Below are 16,305 nucleotides of genomic sequence, written 5' to 3'. Positions count from 1 at the left end.
CTCTGCCCGGCTGCCTTCCGTTCCGGCATCGAACCCCCCGCGCTGCGCGCGATAGCCGACTAGACGTCGGCTCTACGCCGGCGGCCACCCACCGCGCGCTGCGCCCGTAGAGCCGGGCTCTGCCCGGCTGCCTTCCGTTCCGGCATCGAACCCCCCGCGCTGCGCGCGATAGCCGACTAGACGTCGGCTCTACGCCGGCGGCCACCCACCGCGCACGGCCCCCGTAGAGCCGGGCTCTGCCCGGCTGCCTTCCGTTCCGGCATCGAACCCTCCGCGCTGCGCGCGATAGCCGACTAGAAGTCGGCTCTACGTCGGCGGCCACCCACCGCGCGCGGCCCCCGTAGAGCCGGGCTCTGCCCGGCTGCCTTCCGTTCCGGCATCGAAACCCCCCGCGCTGCGCGCGAAGCCGACTAGAAGTCGGCTCTACGTCGGCGGCCACCCACCGCGCACGGCCCCCGTAGAGCCGGGCTCTGCCCGGCTGCCTTCCGTTCCGGCATCGAAAGCCCCCGCGCTGCGCGCGAAGCCGACTAGAAGTCGGCTCTACGTCGGCGGCCACCCACCGCGCACGACGCCCGTAGAGCCGGGCTCTGCCCGGCTGCCTTCCGTTCCGGCATCGAACCCCGCGCGCTGCGCGCGAAGCCGACTAGACGTCGGCTCTACGCCGGCGGCCCCCCACCGCGCACGGCCCCCGTAGAGCCGGGCTCTGCCCGGCTGCCTTCCGTTCCGGCATCGAAACCCCCCGCGCTGCGCGCGATAGCCGACCAACGGTCGGCTCCATCTGCCGTCAGGCCACCTGCACGATGTGCAGTGCCCGCGGGTTGCGCCACTGCGCCAGCAACGTGGCTTCGCGGGCCTTGGCCGCGTGCAGGTGCGCTTCCTTGACGTGCCCGTAGCCGCGGATGTGCTCGGGGATGCTGGCGATCTCCACCGCCAGCGCCACACGGTCGTCGCTCAGGCCATCCAGCAGCAGCGCCACGGTCTGCTCGTAGTCGGCGATCAGCTGACGCTCGCCACGACGTTCCGCGGTACGGCCGAAGACATCGAAGGTGCCCCCGCGCAGGAACTTCAGCTTGGCCAGCAGCCCGAACGCCTTGAGCATCCACGGCCCGTATTCCTGCTTGATCAGCCGGCCCTGGTCGTCCTTCTTTGCAAACAGCGGCGGCGCCAGATGGAAGCGCACTTCAAACTCGCCCTCGAACTGCTGTTGCAACCGGCGCTGGAACTCGCCGCTGGTGTACAGGCGCGCCACTTCGTACTCGTCCTTGTAGGCCATCAGCTTGAAGTAGTAGCGCGCCACGGTCTCGGTCAGGGCGGTGCTGCCGGCCTTGTCCCACTCCACCGCGCGCACCTTCTCCACCAGCGCGCGGTAGCGTGCGGCGTAGGCGCTGTCCTGGTAGTCGGTCAGGAACCGCACGCGACGCTCGATCAGCTCATCCAGCGAGCGCGACAGGCGCTCGTCGTCCAGAGGCAGGAACGCCACATCGGCGCTGCCGCCGTGGCCGGGCAGGCCGCGCAGCTCGCGCTCGTCGCCGGTGTTGCGCGGCGCGGCGTTGGCGCCCCACTCGTTGCCTTCCCATTCGCCCGGCGGCAGGTCGTGCAGCGGTCCCGGTGTGCGCTCGGCATCGGTGTGGCCGTTGCGCACCAGCCCGGCGGCCTGTTGCACCGCCTGCGGGTCCACCGCCGCCAGACGGCCCCAGGCGAAGGCCTGGGTGTTCATCTCGATGGCGGCGCCGTTGAGTTCCACCGCGCGCATCAGCGCCTCGAACGAGATCGGCACCAGCCCCTGCTGCCAGGCAAAGCCAAGGATGAACAGGTTGGCGGCGATGGCATCGCCGAGCAGCGCCGTGGCCAGTTGGGTGGCATCGAGCAGCAGCGGCTCGCGCCCTCCGAGCGCCACGCGGATACCGGCGATGATGTCGGCGGCGGGGAACTGCATGTCCGGCCGCGTGGTGAAGGTGCCCGGCATCGCCTCATAGGTGTTGAGGACCACCTGCGAGCGCTCGGCACGCACCTTGGACAGCGCCCAGTAGTCGTTGACCACCACCATGTCGCAGCCCACCACCAGGTCGGCTTCACCGGCGGCGATGCGCACGGCATGGATGTCCTCGGGGGTGCGGGCAATACGGATGTGGGTGGTGACCGCGCCGCCCTTCTGGGCCAGGCCGGTCTGGTCGAGCACACTGGCGCCCTTGCCTTCCAGGTGGCCGGCCATGCCCAGCAGCGCGCCGATGGTGACCACGCCGGTGCCACCGACGCCGGTGATCAGGATGTTCCAGGGCTGTTCCAGCGTGGTACGGAAGGTCGGTGCGGGCAGGTTGGCGAGCAGGTCGCTGCGCTGGCTGCGCGCGCCCTTGCGCGGCCTGCCACCGTGCACGGTGACAAAGCTCGGACAGAAACCGGTGGTGCAGCTGTAGTCCTTGTTGCAGTTGGACTGGTCGATGTCGCGCTTGCGCCCGAACTCGGTTTCCTTGGGCAGCACCGACACGCAGAAGCTCTTCTTGCCGCAGTCGCCGCAGCCTTCGCACACCAGCGAATTGACCACCACGCGCTTGGGCGGATCGACCAGCTTGCCACGCTTGCGGCGGCGGCGCTTCTCGGTGGCGCAGGTCTGTTCGTAGATCAGGATGCTGGTGCCCTTCACCTGCCGCAGCTGCTTCTGCACCGCGTCCAGCTCGGCGCGGTCGTGGAACTCCACGCCCTCGGGGAACAGCTCGCGCTTGTTCCATTTGCCGATCTCGTCGCTGACCAGCACGATCGTCTGCACGCCTTCGGCCCGCATCTGATGGGCGATCTGCGGCACGCTCAGGGTGCCGTCCACCGGCTGGCCGCCGGTCATCGCCACCGCATCGTTGTAGAGGATCTTGTAGGTGATGTTGACGCCGGCCGCGATGGCCTGGCGGATCGCCAGCGAGCCGCTGTGGAAGTAGGTGCCGTCACCGAGGTTCTGGAACACATGCTCGGTGTCGGTGAACGCCGCCTGCCCGGCCCACGTCACGCCTTCGCCGCCCATGTGGGTGAAGGTGTCGGTGCTGCGGTCCATCCACGTCACCATGTAATGGCACCCGATCCCGCCCAGCGCACGCGACCCTTCCGGTACACGGGTGGAGGTGTTGTGCGGGCAGCCGGAGCAGTAGTGCGGCACGCGCGGGAAGCTGGCACGCGGCAGCGCGAGCTCGGCTTCCTTGTCATCCATCCAGCGCAGGCGCTGTTCGATGGATTCATTGGTGAAGAAACGCTGGATGCGGCGGCCGATCACTCCGGCGATGGTGGCTGGCGTGAGCTCGTTGGTGGACGGCAGGATCCACGCGCCCTGCTCGTCGTACTTGCCGACGATGGACGGGCGCGGGCCCGCGCTGGCCGGCCAGTTGTAGAACTGTTCCTTCATCTGCCGCTCGATGAAGGCACGCTTTTCCTCCACCACCACGATGTCTTCCAGCCCTTCGGCGAAGCGCGCGATGCCCACCGGTTCCAGCGGCCAGGTCATGCCCACCTTGTACACGCGGATGCCGATGTCGGCGCAGGCCTGTTCGTCCAGTCCCAGGTATTCCAGCGCCTGCAGCACGTCCAGGTAGCTCTTGCCGGTGGTGACGATGCCCAGCCGCGCGCGCGGCGAGTCCATCACGATGCGGTCGATGCCGTTGGCGCGTGCGAATGCCTGGGCCGCCTTCACCGCGTACCGGTGCAGGCGCATTTCCTGGTCCAGCGGCGGGTCGGGCCAGCGGATGTTGAGGCCGCCGGCGGGCATGTCGAAGTCCTCCGGCAGCACGATGCGGCGCGCGAACGGATCAACCTGCACCGAGGCCGAGGATTCCACCGTTTCGGCGATGGTCTTGAAGCCGATCCAGCGCCCGGTGTAACGGCTCATCGCCCAGCCGAGCAGGCCCATGTCGAGGATGTCCTGCACGCCGGCCGGGTTCAGCACCGGCATCATCGCGCTGACGAACTCGTCCTCGCTGCCGTGCGGCAGGGTCGAGCTGCGGCAGGCATGGTCATCGGCGGCCAGCGCCAGCACGCCACCCAACGGCGAGGTGCCGGCGGCATTGGCGTGCTTGAACACGTCGCCGCAGCGGTCCACGCCGGGGCCCTTGCCGTACCACATGCCGTACACGCCCTGGACGTTGGCGCCGGGGAACAGGTTGGTCTGCTGGGTACCCCAGACCATCGTCGCGCCCAGGTCCTCGTTGAGGCCGGGGGTGAACTTCACCCGCGCCGCCTCCAGGTGCTGCCGTGCGCGCCACAGTTCCAGGTCGAAGCCGCCCAGCGGGCTGCCGCGGTAGCCGCTGATGAAGCCGGCGGTATCCAGCCCGGCCGCCTCGTCGCGCAGCCGCTGCATCAACGGCAGGCGCACCAGCGCCTGCACCCCGCTCAGGTAGATGCGGCCATCGGTACGGGTGTACTTGTGGTCCAGCGTGTAGCCAGTGTCCAGGCCGGGCTGGTTGGCGGAGGACGGCGAGGTGAGTTCGGCGGTACTGGTCATGGCTGGCCCGGGGAAGTCGGCTGGCACGGCCGCGCACGCGCGGCCGGAAAGGCGCGGATTGTAACAGTGGGCCTGTCCAGGCCCGGGACTCGCGCCGGAGCGCTCGCTGAGGTTAGGATCGGGATGGGAGGTTGTTGTGACAACCTGGGGGAGTTTGAATGGCAGTTGCAAGACAGATGCTGGCCGGGCTGTGCCTGGCCGTGGGGGCTTCGGTATTCAACGCAGCGGCGCAGCCGTTGCCGGCACTGCAGGAGTTCTACTTCGACAGCGATAGCGCGGCCGCACCGATGGTGGTGGTGGAAGGGCAGGGCAGCACCCTGGTCGACCAGCTGATGCGGCAGCGCGAACGCGGGCGCAAAGCCCTGGAGGCGACGGTGCAGCTGGCCGGCGTGGCAATGGGCCAGGGCCGCACCGATCTCGGTCGCACCCTGTACCAGGAGGCGCTGGGCAACGCGGCCGCCAGTTCGGTGCCGGGGCGTTCGGTCCGCTGGAACTACGGTTGGGATCTGTTCCGGCTCGGTGAGGTCGAACCGGCGCTGGCACAGTGGTCGGCAGCCCATGCCGGGCTGCGCGGCAACCCGTCGTGGGCGCCGCCGACCTATGCGCTGGCGCTGTGGACACTGGGTCGCAAGGACGAGGCGGTGCAGTGGTACGCCGCCGCGGTGCGCACCGAGCCGCAGCTGTGGAGCAGCAACGCGCGCTTTGCCGAGCTGCTGCCTGACTGGCGCGACAGCGAGCGTGCGGTGCTGGTGGAGATCCAGCAGGCGTGGGCGGCCAAACCGCCGGCCTGGCCGTAACCGTGGCCGGGGCCGGTGCGCCGTGGCGCGCCGGTCCTACGACCATCGTCGAGGCTGAATACGCGGGTACATCGGCTAGGCTGCGCCGATGGCTTTCGATGCATTCGCCCTGATCCTGACCATGCTCGGCCTGGGCATGGCGTTCTCGCGCCTGCGCGCGTTGCCGGACAACACGGCCGATGTGCTCAACCGCATCGTGCTGTACGTGTGCCTGCCCGCTGCGGTGCTGATCTACGTGCCGCGCCTGCGGCTCGACGCCAGCCTGGTGGGGCTGATGGCCACGCCGTGGCTGCTGATGCTGGCCACCTGGGCGCTGGTGTCGTTGGCCACACGGGTGTTCGGCTTTGCCCGCGACGTGCACGCGGTGCTGCTGATCTGCGTGGCGCTGGCCAACTCCAGTTTCATCGGCTATCCGATGGTGCGTGCCCTGCTGGGCGACGCCGCGCTGCCGTATGCGGTGGTCTATGACCAGTTCGGCACGTTCGTGCTGCTCTCCACTTTCGGCCTGTACGTGATCGCGCGCTACAGCGGCGACCGGCCGCCCACGGCAGCGCAGGTGCTGCTGCGGATCGTCCGCTTCCCGCCGTTGTGGGCCCTGGTGTTCGCCCTGGTGCTGATGCCGGCGCAGCCGCCGGCGTGGATCGGCACCGGCCTCAAGCAACTGGCCGATGCGATGCTGCCGCTGGTGATGCTGGCGGTGGGGTTCTCGATCCAGCTGCGGCTGTCGCAGGCCGAACTCGCGCCGCTGGGGATCGGCCTGCTGCTCAAGCTGGTGGTCATGCCTGCGCTGGCGTTGCCGATCGCCTGGGCGTTCGGCCTGCAGGGCGCGATGCTGCAGGTCAGCGTGCTCGAATCGGCGATGCCGACCATGATCACCGCCGCCGCACTGGCGATCGCGCATCGGCTGGCGCCCCGCCTGGCGGCGGCGATGGTGGGTTATGGCATCGTGCTGTCGCTGGCGACCCTGCCGGCGTGGCTAGGGGTGCTGCGGGCGCTGCACTAGCCCGTGCCGTACTACCCGTCGGCGTTGACCGTGCGGCCCCTGGCCCAGTCGCGCAGGGCGCTGACCTGCTCGGCCATCAGCACCGACAATGGGCGGCTGCCGCGGATCTCGCCCATCAACAGGTCGGTGTCCAGGCGGCGCTCTTCGGCGTGCGCGGCATACAGGCCGGCGACGATCGCCTGCTCGATCTCCGCGCCGGAGAACCCCTCGGCGGCGGCGGCCAACGCCGGCAGCGCGAAATCGTCGGCGTTGAGCTGGCGTCGCCCCAGGTGCAGGCGCAGCAGCTCCACCCGCGTGTTGGCATCTGGCAGGTCGACGAAGAAAATCTCGTCGAAGCGGCCCTTGCGCAGCAGCTCGGCCGGCAGTTCATGCACCTGGTTGGCGGTGGCCACGATGAACACCGTGGCCGTGCGCTCGGCCAGCCAGGTCAGCAGATGGCCCAGCACCCGTCGCGACACGCCGCCGTCCTCGCCACCGCTGGCCAGGCCCTTCTCGATCTCGTCGATCCACAGCACGCAGGGCGCCAGCTGCTCGGCCGAGGCCAGCGCGTCGCGCAGGTTCTTCTCGGTTTCGCCGTGGTACTTGTCGTACAGGCTGCCAACGTCCAGGCGCAGCAGTGGCACGCCGAAGCCGGCCGCCGTGGCCTTGGCCAGCATCGATTTGCCGCAGCCCTGCACGCCGAGCAGCAGCATGCCCTTGGGCGGGTCCAGCCCGGCCGGGCCGGTGCCGCCGAGGAACACCGGGCGGCGCTGGTTGACCCAGCGCTTGAGCCGGTTGGCCCCGGCCACATCGGCAAAGCGGGTGGTGTCGTACTCGTAGTGCAGGTGTCCGGCGCGGTTGAGCAGATCGAACTTCAACCGCGCCAGTTGCGGCAGGTCGTCCTGGCTGAGCGCGCCATCGGCGAAGATCAGCTGCCGGGCGATGCGCCGGGCATCGACCATGCTCAGCCCGCGCAGGTTGTGCAGGATCTTCTTGACCGCCTCGTTGTCCACCTCGACGCGGCGGCCGCCGTTCTCGCGGGCATACGCCTCGGCTTCCTCGCGCAGCATCTTCAGCAGGGCGTTGAGGTCGGGCAGGCGCGGATTGAAGCGGGTCGCCAGCGCTTCCAGCTCGGCCGGCAGCTCCACCTTGGCCCCGATCAGCACCAGCACGTGGGCCTGGCAGTTGCGCCGCTGGATCAGGTCGCGCAACGCGCGCTGGTGGCTGGCATAGCCCAGGTAGGGATGGAAATCGAGCAGCAGGTAGATGCCGCGTTGTTCGGCCTGGCGGATCATCTGCAGCGCCGCGCTGGCATCGGGCGGTCCGACCGGGTCGTCCTCGCGGTCCATGTCGATGCGGCGCAGGCCCTCGGTGATCGACCAGCGGTGCAGCGCACGCCAGACGTGCATCAGGGTCTGCCGGAACAGCTCCACGATGCGACCCTCGTCCTGGGTCTCGATGATGATCAACGGGGTGTTGGCGCGGATCAGCGCGCTGAGGTCCTGTAACTCGCTCATGCCGGGGTGCAGTCCATTGGATCGGCAACGATAGCAAAGCGCCGTGACCTGCACGGGGTTCAGCCGCGCGACTATCACCGTCACGGAGGGCGGTGTACGCTGCGGCGACGTTTCCCGGAAGCGAGGCTTGCATGAAGACGATTCTGGTGGCCGGTTCCAAGGGCGGGGTGGGCAAGACCACCGTCGCCACCCACCTGGCGGCGCATTCGGCGCTGGAGGGTAAACGGACCGTCCTGGCCGATGCCGACCCGCAGGGCTCCAGCACCCGCTGGGCGCAGCGCCGCTCGGTGCTCGAAAGTGCCGTGCTGCCGATCGACGTGTATCGCAGGAAGCAGTGGGAGCGCCTGCTCCCGGAGGGTACCGAGCAGGTCATCATCGATGCCCCGGCCGGTGCCCTGGCCGATGATCTGCCCCATTTCCTCGACGTGGCCGATGCGGTAGTGGTGCCGGTGCTGCCTTCCGCGCTGGACATCGAAGCCATCGTCGGTTTCCTCAACAGCCTGTCGCGGGTCCCCCGCGTGCACAACCGGAGCCTGCCGGTGGGGCTGGTGCTCAACCGCACCAAGCCGTGGACGCAGACCTCCCAGCAGGCGATCCAGATGTTGTCCGAATGGCCTTACGAGGTGGTTGCGCAGTTGCGCGACAGCCAGAGCTATGTGGTGATGGTCGGGTTGGGGCGGAGTCTGTTCGACTACCGCTCGGCCCAGGTGCGCGAGCACCAGAGTGACTGGGAGCCGCTGTTGAAGTGGCTGAAGAACGCCTGATACGGAAGAGATCCCATGCGAGAACTGATTCTGCTGCGCCATGCCCATGCCGAAGCCGCCAGCACCGGCCAGGCCGACCTGGACCGCCCGCTGTCTCCGGTCGGGCTGGCCGAAGCCGAGGCCGCCGGCCGCTGGCTCAAGGACAACAATCTGCTGCCGGACTGCGTGCTGTGCTCGCCGGCCCGCCGCACCCGCGAGACCCTTGAAGCGGTGCTGGGCGTGACCGGCTTCGTGGAAAAGCGGCTGGAAGATGCCGTATACGACGCCACCCCGGGCACTTTGGCCGGGTTGATCGATGACCGCCGCGAGGTCGACCGGCTGCTCGTGGTCGGCCACAACCCCGGCCTGGAGCGCCTGGTGGCCTTGATGAGCGAGGGCAGCACCAGCGACTACCGCGGCATGCCGCCGGCCGGCATCGCGGTGCTTGCCTTCGACCGCGAGGCCTCCATCGAACCGGGCGTGGCCCGCTTGACCGCCTTCTGGTGGCCGTAACCGGTGGCAGCAGTTCGCGCCGTACTGGGCTGGCTGGCCCTGCTGGCGGCCGGGGTGGCCTGTGCCGAACCGCCGGCACCGGTGCCCGTGGCCCGTTCGCTGGCACTGGATACGGCCCAGTCGCGGTTCGGGTTCGAGATCCGGACCCGGCTGGGGCAGCGCATCGAGGGGGTGTTCCCGCGGTTTGAGGGGCGCATCGAGGTACTGTCCGACGGTCGTCACCAGGTCCACCTGCGGATGTTCACCCGCTACGTGGAGATCCCCGGCAAGCCGCGCTACACCGGCTGGATGCGCGGCGACGAGTTCTTCGACGCCGACCGCTACCCGGTGGTGGAGTTCGACTCGGTGCCGTACTGGCCCGAGGTGGTCGACAAGGGCGGGGCCATCGAAGGCCGGCTGATCCTGCGGGGGGTCAGCCACCCGGAGACCCTGCGCGTGGAAAAAGCCGAATGCCCCCGGGCCGGGTATGATTGCGACGTGGTCAGCCGTGGCAACGTTCAACGTGGCCGCTATGGCATGGACAGTTGGCAGCTAGCCCTGAGTGATCGAGTGACCTTTGTATTGCGTGCGCGTCTGAGCGAGGCGCCGAAACCGTGAATCTACTGCTGCGGCTTGGTTTGCTGGCAACCCTGTTGCTGGCCGGCGGCTGTGCGTCGCTGTCCAACGCGGAGCGCGACCGCGCGGCCGGCATTGCCGTGCAGGCGCGCTCCACGGCGGTGGACTGCGACCGCCCCGACCGCTGCGCGCTGGATTCGCCGCTGCGCGCGCTGGGCGGGCGGGCGTTCGCCGAGTCCCTGCCCGATGCACCGCGCCACTACGCCACCATCGTCGACGAGGGCGAGGCCTCGCTGGTGGCGCGCCTGAACCTGATCCGCAGCGCCTCGCGCAGCATCGACCTGCAGACCTACATCTTCGACAAGGACGACAGCGCCCGGCTGATCCTGGACGAACTGCTGGGCGCGGCCCGGCGCGGGGTCAAGGTGCGGGTGCTGATCGACCAGCTGTCGGCGATCTCCGACCTGGAGATCCTCGGCGCGCTTGCCGGCAGCCATCAGAATTTCGAACTGCGCGTCTACAACCCGACCTTCGGCAAGGCGCGGCTGAACTACTTCGACTACGCCGGCAGCGTGCTGTGCTGCTTCCGGCGCTTCAACCAGCGCATGCACAACAAGCTGCTGGTGGTCGACGACGCGCTCGGCATGGTCGGCGGGCGCAACTACCAGGACGACTATTACGACTGGGACGCCGAGTACAACTTCCGCGATCGCGACGTGGTGGTCGCCGGCCCCGAAGTGCGCGAGATGGCGGCCAACTTCGACGCGTTCTGGCGCGCGCCACGCAGTGTGCCGGCCGAGCGCCTGAACGATGTCGGCCGCACCCTGGTGCGACAGGGCGTGCCGGCGATGCCGCCGACCGGTTTCCGGCGTCCGGAGCGGGTCGCGCGGGTGAGTGCCGAAGCCGACGACCCGGCCTTCATCACGCGCACATTCGTCGATACCGCCCTGCCGGTGGCGGCGGTCCAGTACGTGGCCGACCTGCCACGCAAGCACCGCCGCGAGCGCGCCAGCCAACCGGCCAACGGCCAGCACGTGACCGAGCCGCAGTTGGATGCGCTGATTGCCGGCGCCCGGTCCGAAGTGCTGCTGCAGACACCCTACCTGGTGCTGTCCAAGCCGGCCCGAACGCTGTTCCGCGAGCTGCGCAAGCGGCCGCAGGCACCGCGCATCGTGGTGTCCACCAACAGCCTGGCCGCCACCGACAACCCCATCGTGTACGCGCTGTCCTACAAGTACAAACGCCGCAATCTGCGCGAGCTGGGTTTCAACATCTACGAATACAAGCCGTTCCCGCTGGATGCGCCGGTGGACTACCGCAACCTGCTGCCGGCACCGCTGGGCGAAGCCACGCCCGGTGAAGGCCGGCGCAGCAGCCTGATCGGTGGCAGCGCGGCCGGCAGCAACGCACACGGTGGCAGCAGCGGCAGCAGCAGTGAACGCAGCATCACCGCGCGTCGTAACGGCACCCGCGACAGCAGCCCGAGCGGCCGCCGTCGTGGTACCGACGGCAGCGAGGTCGAGCGCCGCGTGCTGCGCGCCGAAACGCGCCCTTCGTTCCTGGGCACCAAGGCGGTCAACAAGCCGCTGCCGGTCACCCGCACCGGCGCGCGCATGGGGCTGCACGCCAAGTCGATGGTGGTGGACCGCCGCATCGGCGTGATCGGCACGCACAACTTCGATCCGCGCAGCGAGAACTACAACACCGAAGGCGCGGTGATCATCGACGACCCGGTGTTCGCCGAGCAGCTTGCCCAGAGCATCCTGCGCGACATCGACCCGAAGAACTCCTGGACGGTGGCACCGCGCGCCAAGCCGCCGGTGTTGTCCGGCCTGAACTACAGCGTCGGCAAGGCCTCCGAGGCGCTGCCCGTGCTGGATTTCTGGCCGTGGCGCTACGCCACCGATTACGAATTCCAGCCCGGTCCGGACTGCCCCCGGCCGCTGCCCCGCCAGGACGCCAACTTCCACGCGTGCTACACCGCCGTGGGCGACTTCCCCGAAGTCAACGTCGGCCCGAAGTGGCTGCTGGTGCGCATGCTGACCGCGTTCGGCGCGGGGCTGGTACCGATTCTTTGAACGCTTACGTCTGACGGAGACACGGCATGACCCAGGTATTCCGCGAGGCAGTGTCCATCGAGGCACTCAACGCGCTGAGCCGCAACACCCTGATCGAGCATCTGGGCATCGTGTTCACCGCGGCCGGCGAGGACTGGGTCAGCGCCACCATGCCGGTGGACGAACGCACCCGCCAGCCGTACGGCATCCTGCACGGTGGCGCTTCGGTGGTGCTGGCCGAAACCCTCGGCAGCAGTGCCGGCAACCTGTGCGTGGACACCACCCAGCAGGTCTGCGTCGGCCTGGAGATCAACGCCAACCACATCCGTGCGATGCGCGGCGGCCTCGTCACCGGTATCGCGCGCGCGGTGCATGTCGGGCGCAGCACGCATGTGTGGGACATCCGCATCGAAGATGACGCGGGTCGCCTGGTGTGCACGTCGCGGCTGACCCTGGCGGTGGTGCCGGCGGTACGGCCGGGCTGATCGACGCACCGCACGGATGCTGTGTTGCGCCGGTCGGCTCAGTGCGCCGGCGCACTGACGGCGGGGGCGTTGTGCCGTGGATGAGCAGTGGCTTGACCGGGGCCGGCGGCTGGCCCCGGCATGTCATCGATCTGACCGCTATACGCTGGCAGAGCCTGCGGCGCTCGGGTATCGTTCGCGGATGACTTCCCCCACCCCGGCCCCACGTGGCGGCGTGGCGCGTGTGTGCCGCTACCTGTACCGCGTACCGCTGCTGCTGGTCCACCTGTTGCTGTTCCTGCCGCTGACCCTGATCGGCATGCTGCCGCCGTGGGGGCGCCTCCGCGTGGGTGGCCGTCCCTTGGAACATGCGGTGGTCAACGCCTGGTCCGGCGGCCTGATGTGGATCTTCGGCTTCCGCACGCGCCGCATCGGCGAGCCGTTGCCGGGCGCGGTGCTGTTCGTGGCCAACCACGTCAGCTGGGTCGACATTTCCATGCTGCACAGCCAGCGCATGATGGGCTTTGTGGCCAAGCGCGAAATCGCCGGCTGGCCGGTGGTCGGCTGGCTCGCCGCACGCGGCCAGACCATCTTCCACCAGCGCGGCAGCACCGAGTCGCTGGGCGGGGTGATGCAGGCGATGGTGGTCCGGCTGCGCGAGGGCCATGCCGTCGGCGTGTTTCCCGAAGGCCGCACCCGCGGCGGCCACGATGTCGGGCCGTTCCATGCGCGCATCTTCCAGGCCGCGGTCGAAACCCAGGTGCCGGTGCAGCCGGTGGCGCTGCGCTACGGCCATCACGGCGATGCGCAGACGATTGTCGCCTTCGGCCCCGGCGAGAGTTTCTTCGCCAATTTCCTGCGCCTGCTGGGCGAACCCGCACGCCGGGCCGAGGTGCATTTCCTCGCGCCCATCGACACCCATGATCTGGACGGCCGTCGCCGCATCGCCGAAACCTCGCGTGCGCGCATTCTGGCGGCCATGACTGCCGAGTAGGGCGATGGCGCTTCTTCACGCGCCAGCGTCGGAGGCCGGAGCAGGCTCGCGCCCATGTTGACCGCTGCCGACTACCGTCCGCCGCGTTGGCTGCGCAATCCGCACCTGCAGTCGATGCTCAGTTCCAGCCGCATGCGCATGCAGCGCGGCCTGATGCTGCTGGCCGCGACCGGGGCGGTGACTGAAGAGCTGATCCTGGATGGCGGCGAAGGCGTGCGACTGCAGGGCTGGCACAGCCGCATCGACGACCGCGAGCCGGTCGGCATGGCGCTGCTGCTGCACGGGTGGGAAGGCAGCGCGGAGTCGAGCTACATGCGCATGACCGCCGCGCGCATGCTCGAGGAAGGGTACGACGTGGTCCGGTTGAACTTCCGCGACCACGGCAACACCCATCACCTCAATCCCGGCATCTTCCACTCCAACCGCATCGATGAAGTGGTGCAGGCCGCCGGCGACATCGCGCGGCGCTGGCCCTCCCTGCCGCTGGTGGCGGCGGGCTATTCGCTGGGCGGCAACTTCGTGCTGCGTCTGGCGCTGCGTGCGCCCTCGGCGGGCGTGCCGCTGCGGCGGGTGGCCTCGGTGTGCCCGGTGCTGGATCCGGCGATCACGATGGAAAGCATCGAGAACGGTCCGGCGATGTACGACTGGTATTTCCGGCGCAAATGGGCCGGTTCGCTGCGCCGCAAGCGCGATCTCTTCCCGGAGCTGAGCGACTGGGATGACCGCGTGCTCAAGCTGGACATCCGCGCGCTGACCGCATGGCTGGTCGAACACCACACCGATTTCGGCTCGCTGCAGGCGTACTTCGACGGCTACTCCATCGCCGGCGACCGCTTGGCCGGGCTGGAAGTGCCGGCCGACATCCTGATGGCGCAGGACGACCCGGTGATCCCGTTCGCCACCTTCAACGGCTGGCGACTGCCGGCCCACGCCCACCTGGAAATCGCCCCGTGGGGCGGCCATTGCGGCTTCCTGGAGAACTGGCGCGGCGATGGCTTCTCCGAGCGCTGGGTCGCCCAGCGCCTGCGCCTGGAAGCGCTGCCGCGCTGAGCCCGGAGCCGGCCGATCGCCCGGAATGTCGGCAGCGACCCCGGCGCGACCCTACAATCGGGGTTTGACCCCAAGCTGGACCGTCATGCAAGACAAGATCATTCAAGCCCTGCGCCGCAACGCGGTGGACGATGCCGTGCAGCTGGCCCGCGAGTGGACCGCGGCCGAACCGACCCAGCCGCAGGCCCATCGCCTGCTGGCCCTGGCGCTGCAGCAGCAGGATCAGCTCGAACCGGCCCTGGAGAGCCTGCAGCAGGCGCTGGCGCTGGCCCCGGACGATGCCGACCTGCACCTGATGCAGGCCGGCCTGTTGATGGCGCTGCGTCAGTTCGAGGCCGCCGGCTCGGCGCTGGACCGCACTGCCGCGCTCAACCCCAACGAACTGTCGGCCTACCTGATGCAGGCCCACCTGGCGCTGGGCCGCAACGACGTGGACGAAGCCGAGCGCCTGGCGCGCCTGGCCAGCCGCATCGAGGAAGACCACCCTGAAGTGGCCGCCATCAACGGCATGGTGGCGCTGCGCCGTGGCGAGGGCGACCGTGCCCTGGCCCTGCTGTCGGCCGCCAGCGAAGCCATGCCGGGCGACTCGCGCGTGTTGTACGCGCTCGGTTTTGCCTATCTGGGCAAGGACATGCTGGCCTTCGCCGAACAGGCGTTCCGCCGCGTGCTTGAACTCAATCCCACGCTGACCACGCTGCAGGGCCTGGTCGTGCAGTTGGCGCTGCGCCAGGGCCACGTGGACAGCGCGTCGGCCATGATGGGCCCGATGCTGGCCGCCCCGGGCGGTGACAGCGTGGCCATGCGCCGCCTGGCCGGCGAACTGGCGCTGCAGTCCGGGCAACCGCTGCAGGCGCTGGAGCATCTGCTGCCCGCACTGGAGCAGGCTCCCTCGGACCGCCAAGTGCTGCAGCTGCTGCTCATGTGCTGGCAGCGACTTGGCCGCGAACAGCAGGCCCGCGAGCATCTGGACGCCGCGCTGGAATCGCACCCGGAGGTGCACGACCTGTGGCTGGCGCGCCTGTCGGTGGAGTCGGTGGGCAGCGATGAGGCCGTGGCGGTCACCGAACGCTGGCTGCAGGCGATGCCGGTGCATCTGCCGGCGCTGGAAACGCGCATGCGCCTGCACGACATGGCCAAGGACGTGGACGGCGCCGAGGCGGTGGCCCGCCGCATCGTCGCGCTCGAACCCGGCCGTGCCAGCGGCGAGACCCGCATCGTCGAAGCGCTGCTGAAGCGCGATCCGGCCGCCGCCGTGGTGCATGTCCAGCAGTTCATCGAACAGGCCCCGGCCGAGGCCCGCGATGGCCTGCGGTCGTGGCTGGGCGCGGTGCAGGACCGTGCCGGCCAGCACCGTGACGCGCTCGACACCTGGCTGGGCGTGCACGCGGCGCAGTCGCCGCAGCGTCTGCCGCTGCCGCCGCAGGCCAAGGCGCCGCTGAGCTGGCCGGATCTGGCGCCGGTAGGCGACGACGTCAGCGCCCGCCCGATGTTCGTGTGGGGCGCCCCGGGCTCCGGCGTGGAGCGGGTGATCGCCGGCATCGCCGCGGCCAGCCCGGTGCTGCGCGGCGACCGGTTCGGCCCGACCCCGCCCGACGATGCCTTCCAGAGCTACCACACGCTGCAGGAGCTCTCGACCGGCAAGCTGACCCCGGAGCGTCTGGTCGAGCAGTGGCGTGAAACCCTGCCCGCGCGCGGCCTGGCCGACGGCACCGTGATCGACTGGCTGCTGTGGTGGGACAACGCCCTGCTGTGGGCACTGCGTCCGCAGCTGCCGGAAGGCCGCCTGCTGGTGGCACTGCGCGATCCGCGCGACATGCTGCTGGACTGGATGGCCTTCGGCGCCCCGGCACCGTTCGCGGTGAACTCGCTCAACGAAGCCGCCGAATGGCTGGCCCGCGCACTGGCCCAGGTGGCCACGCTGCACGAGCAGAGCCTGTACCCGCATGTGCTGCTGCGCATCGACGACATCGGCAACGATGCCGGCGCGATGGCACACCGCCTGGAAACGCTGTTCGGCGTGCGCTTCCCGCCGGCCGACACCCTCGGCCCGGCACGCCTGCCGCCCGGCCACTGGCGCCAGTACCGCGACATCATGGCCAGCGCGTTCGCCCTGCTCACCCCGGTGGCGGTGCGTCTGGGTTACCCGGAAGAGTGAG

General features: G+C 69.5%; 12 protein-coding genes. 10 read left to right on the top strand and 2 right to left on the bottom strand.

The genetic code is table 11. From position 1 onward, the window contains the following. Window positions 1–784: 784 nt before the first annotated feature. Window positions 785–4,477 carry an indolepyruvate ferredoxin oxidoreductase family protein gene (locus ACPEH1_RS09300; protein WP_017355475.1) on the bottom strand — a complete coding sequence of 1,231 codons (3,693 nt, stop codon included), beginning with the start codon at window positions 4,475–4,477 and terminating at the stop codon, window positions 785–787. Between the two features lie 158 nt (window positions 4,478–4,635). Here ACPEH1_RS09300 and ACPEH1_RS09295 point away from each other — a divergent pair, with 158 nt between their 5' ends. Both ACPEH1_RS09295 and ACPEH1_RS09290 read left to right on the top strand, forming a co-directional pair. Next, on the top strand, window positions 4,636–5,274 hold the full coding sequence (locus tag ACPEH1_RS09295) for a hypothetical protein (RefSeq protein WP_017355476.1): 639 nt from the start codon (window positions 4,636–4,638) through the stop codon (window positions 5,272–5,274). A gap of 88 nt (window positions 5,275–5,362) precedes the next feature. Continuing rightward, a complete protein-coding gene (locus ACPEH1_RS09290) occupies window positions 5,363–6,277 on the top strand; it encodes an AEC family transporter (protein ID WP_017355477.1) in 915 nt (304 codons plus the stop codon). An 11-nt stretch (window positions 6,278–6,288) separates the two neighbouring features. Here ACPEH1_RS09290 and ACPEH1_RS09285 read toward each other — a convergent pair whose 3' ends face one another. Continuing rightward, window positions 6,289–7,773, bottom strand: a complete 1,485-nt coding sequence (locus tag ACPEH1_RS09285) for an AAA family ATPase (RefSeq protein WP_017355478.1) — start codon at window positions 7,771–7,773, stop codon at window positions 6,289–6,291. 131 nt (window positions 7,774–7,904) lie between these two features. Here ACPEH1_RS09285 and ACPEH1_RS09280 point away from each other — a divergent pair, with 131 nt between their 5' ends. The 8 genes from ACPEH1_RS09280 to ACPEH1_RS09245 all read left to right on the top strand — a co-directional run bounded on the left by ACPEH1_RS09280 (window position 7,905) and on the right by ACPEH1_RS09245 (window position 16,304). Then, a complete protein-coding gene (locus tag ACPEH1_RS09280) occupies window positions 7,905–8,537 on the top strand; it encodes a ParA family protein (RefSeq protein WP_017355479.1) in 633 nt (210 codons plus the stop codon). A gap of 15 nt (window positions 8,538–8,552) precedes the next feature. After that, window positions 8,553–9,029, top strand: coding sequence for a SixA phosphatase family protein (locus ACPEH1_RS09275; RefSeq protein WP_017355480.1), 477 nt, complete (start codon window positions 8,553–8,555; stop codon window positions 9,027–9,029). Between the two features lie 42 nt (window positions 9,030–9,071). Beyond that, complete coding sequence (locus tag ACPEH1_RS09270) at window positions 9,072–9,626, top strand: YceI family protein (RefSeq protein WP_051008581.1); 555 nt, start codon at window positions 9,072–9,074, stop codon at window positions 9,624–9,626. After that, on the top strand, window positions 9,623–11,662 hold the full coding sequence (locus ACPEH1_RS09265; protein ID WP_423715687.1) for a phospholipase D family protein: 2,040 nt from the start codon (window positions 9,623–9,625) through the stop codon (window positions 11,660–11,662). Before ACPEH1_RS09270 ends, ACPEH1_RS09265 begins: the two co-directional genes overlap by 4 nt. Before the next feature lie 26 nt (window positions 11,663–11,688). Beyond that, complete coding sequence (locus ACPEH1_RS09260; RefSeq protein ID WP_423715686.1) at window positions 11,689–12,126, top strand: hotdog fold thioesterase; 438 nt, start codon at window positions 11,689–11,691, stop codon at window positions 12,124–12,126. A gap of 181 nt (window positions 12,127–12,307) precedes the next feature. Continuing rightward, window positions 12,308–13,099 carry a lysophospholipid acyltransferase family protein gene (locus ACPEH1_RS09255; RefSeq protein WP_017355484.1) on the top strand — a complete coding sequence of 264 codons (792 nt, stop codon included), beginning with the start codon at window positions 12,308–12,310 and terminating at the stop codon, window positions 13,097–13,099. Window positions 13,100–13,156: 57 nt separating this feature from the next. After that, on the top strand, window positions 13,157–14,149 hold the full coding sequence (locus tag ACPEH1_RS09250) for a YheT family hydrolase (RefSeq protein ID WP_026070676.1): 993 nt from the start codon (window positions 13,157–13,159) through the stop codon (window positions 14,147–14,149). An 85-nt stretch (window positions 14,150–14,234) separates the two neighbouring features. Next, the gene (locus ACPEH1_RS09245; protein WP_423715685.1) at window positions 14,235–16,304 is read left to right on the top strand and encodes a tetratricopeptide repeat protein; all 2,070 of its coding nucleotides are present in this window, start codon (window positions 14,235–14,237) and stop codon (window positions 16,302–16,304) included. Window position 16,305: the final 1 nt, after the last annotated feature.

This window comes from Stenotrophomonas sp. NPDC077421, assembly GCF_049545505.1.
Lineage (GTDB): Bacteria > Pseudomonadota > Gammaproteobacteria > Xanthomonadales > Xanthomonadaceae > Stenotrophomonas > Stenotrophomonas nematodicola.
This window is presented reverse-complemented; position numbering and strand designations above follow the sequence as displayed.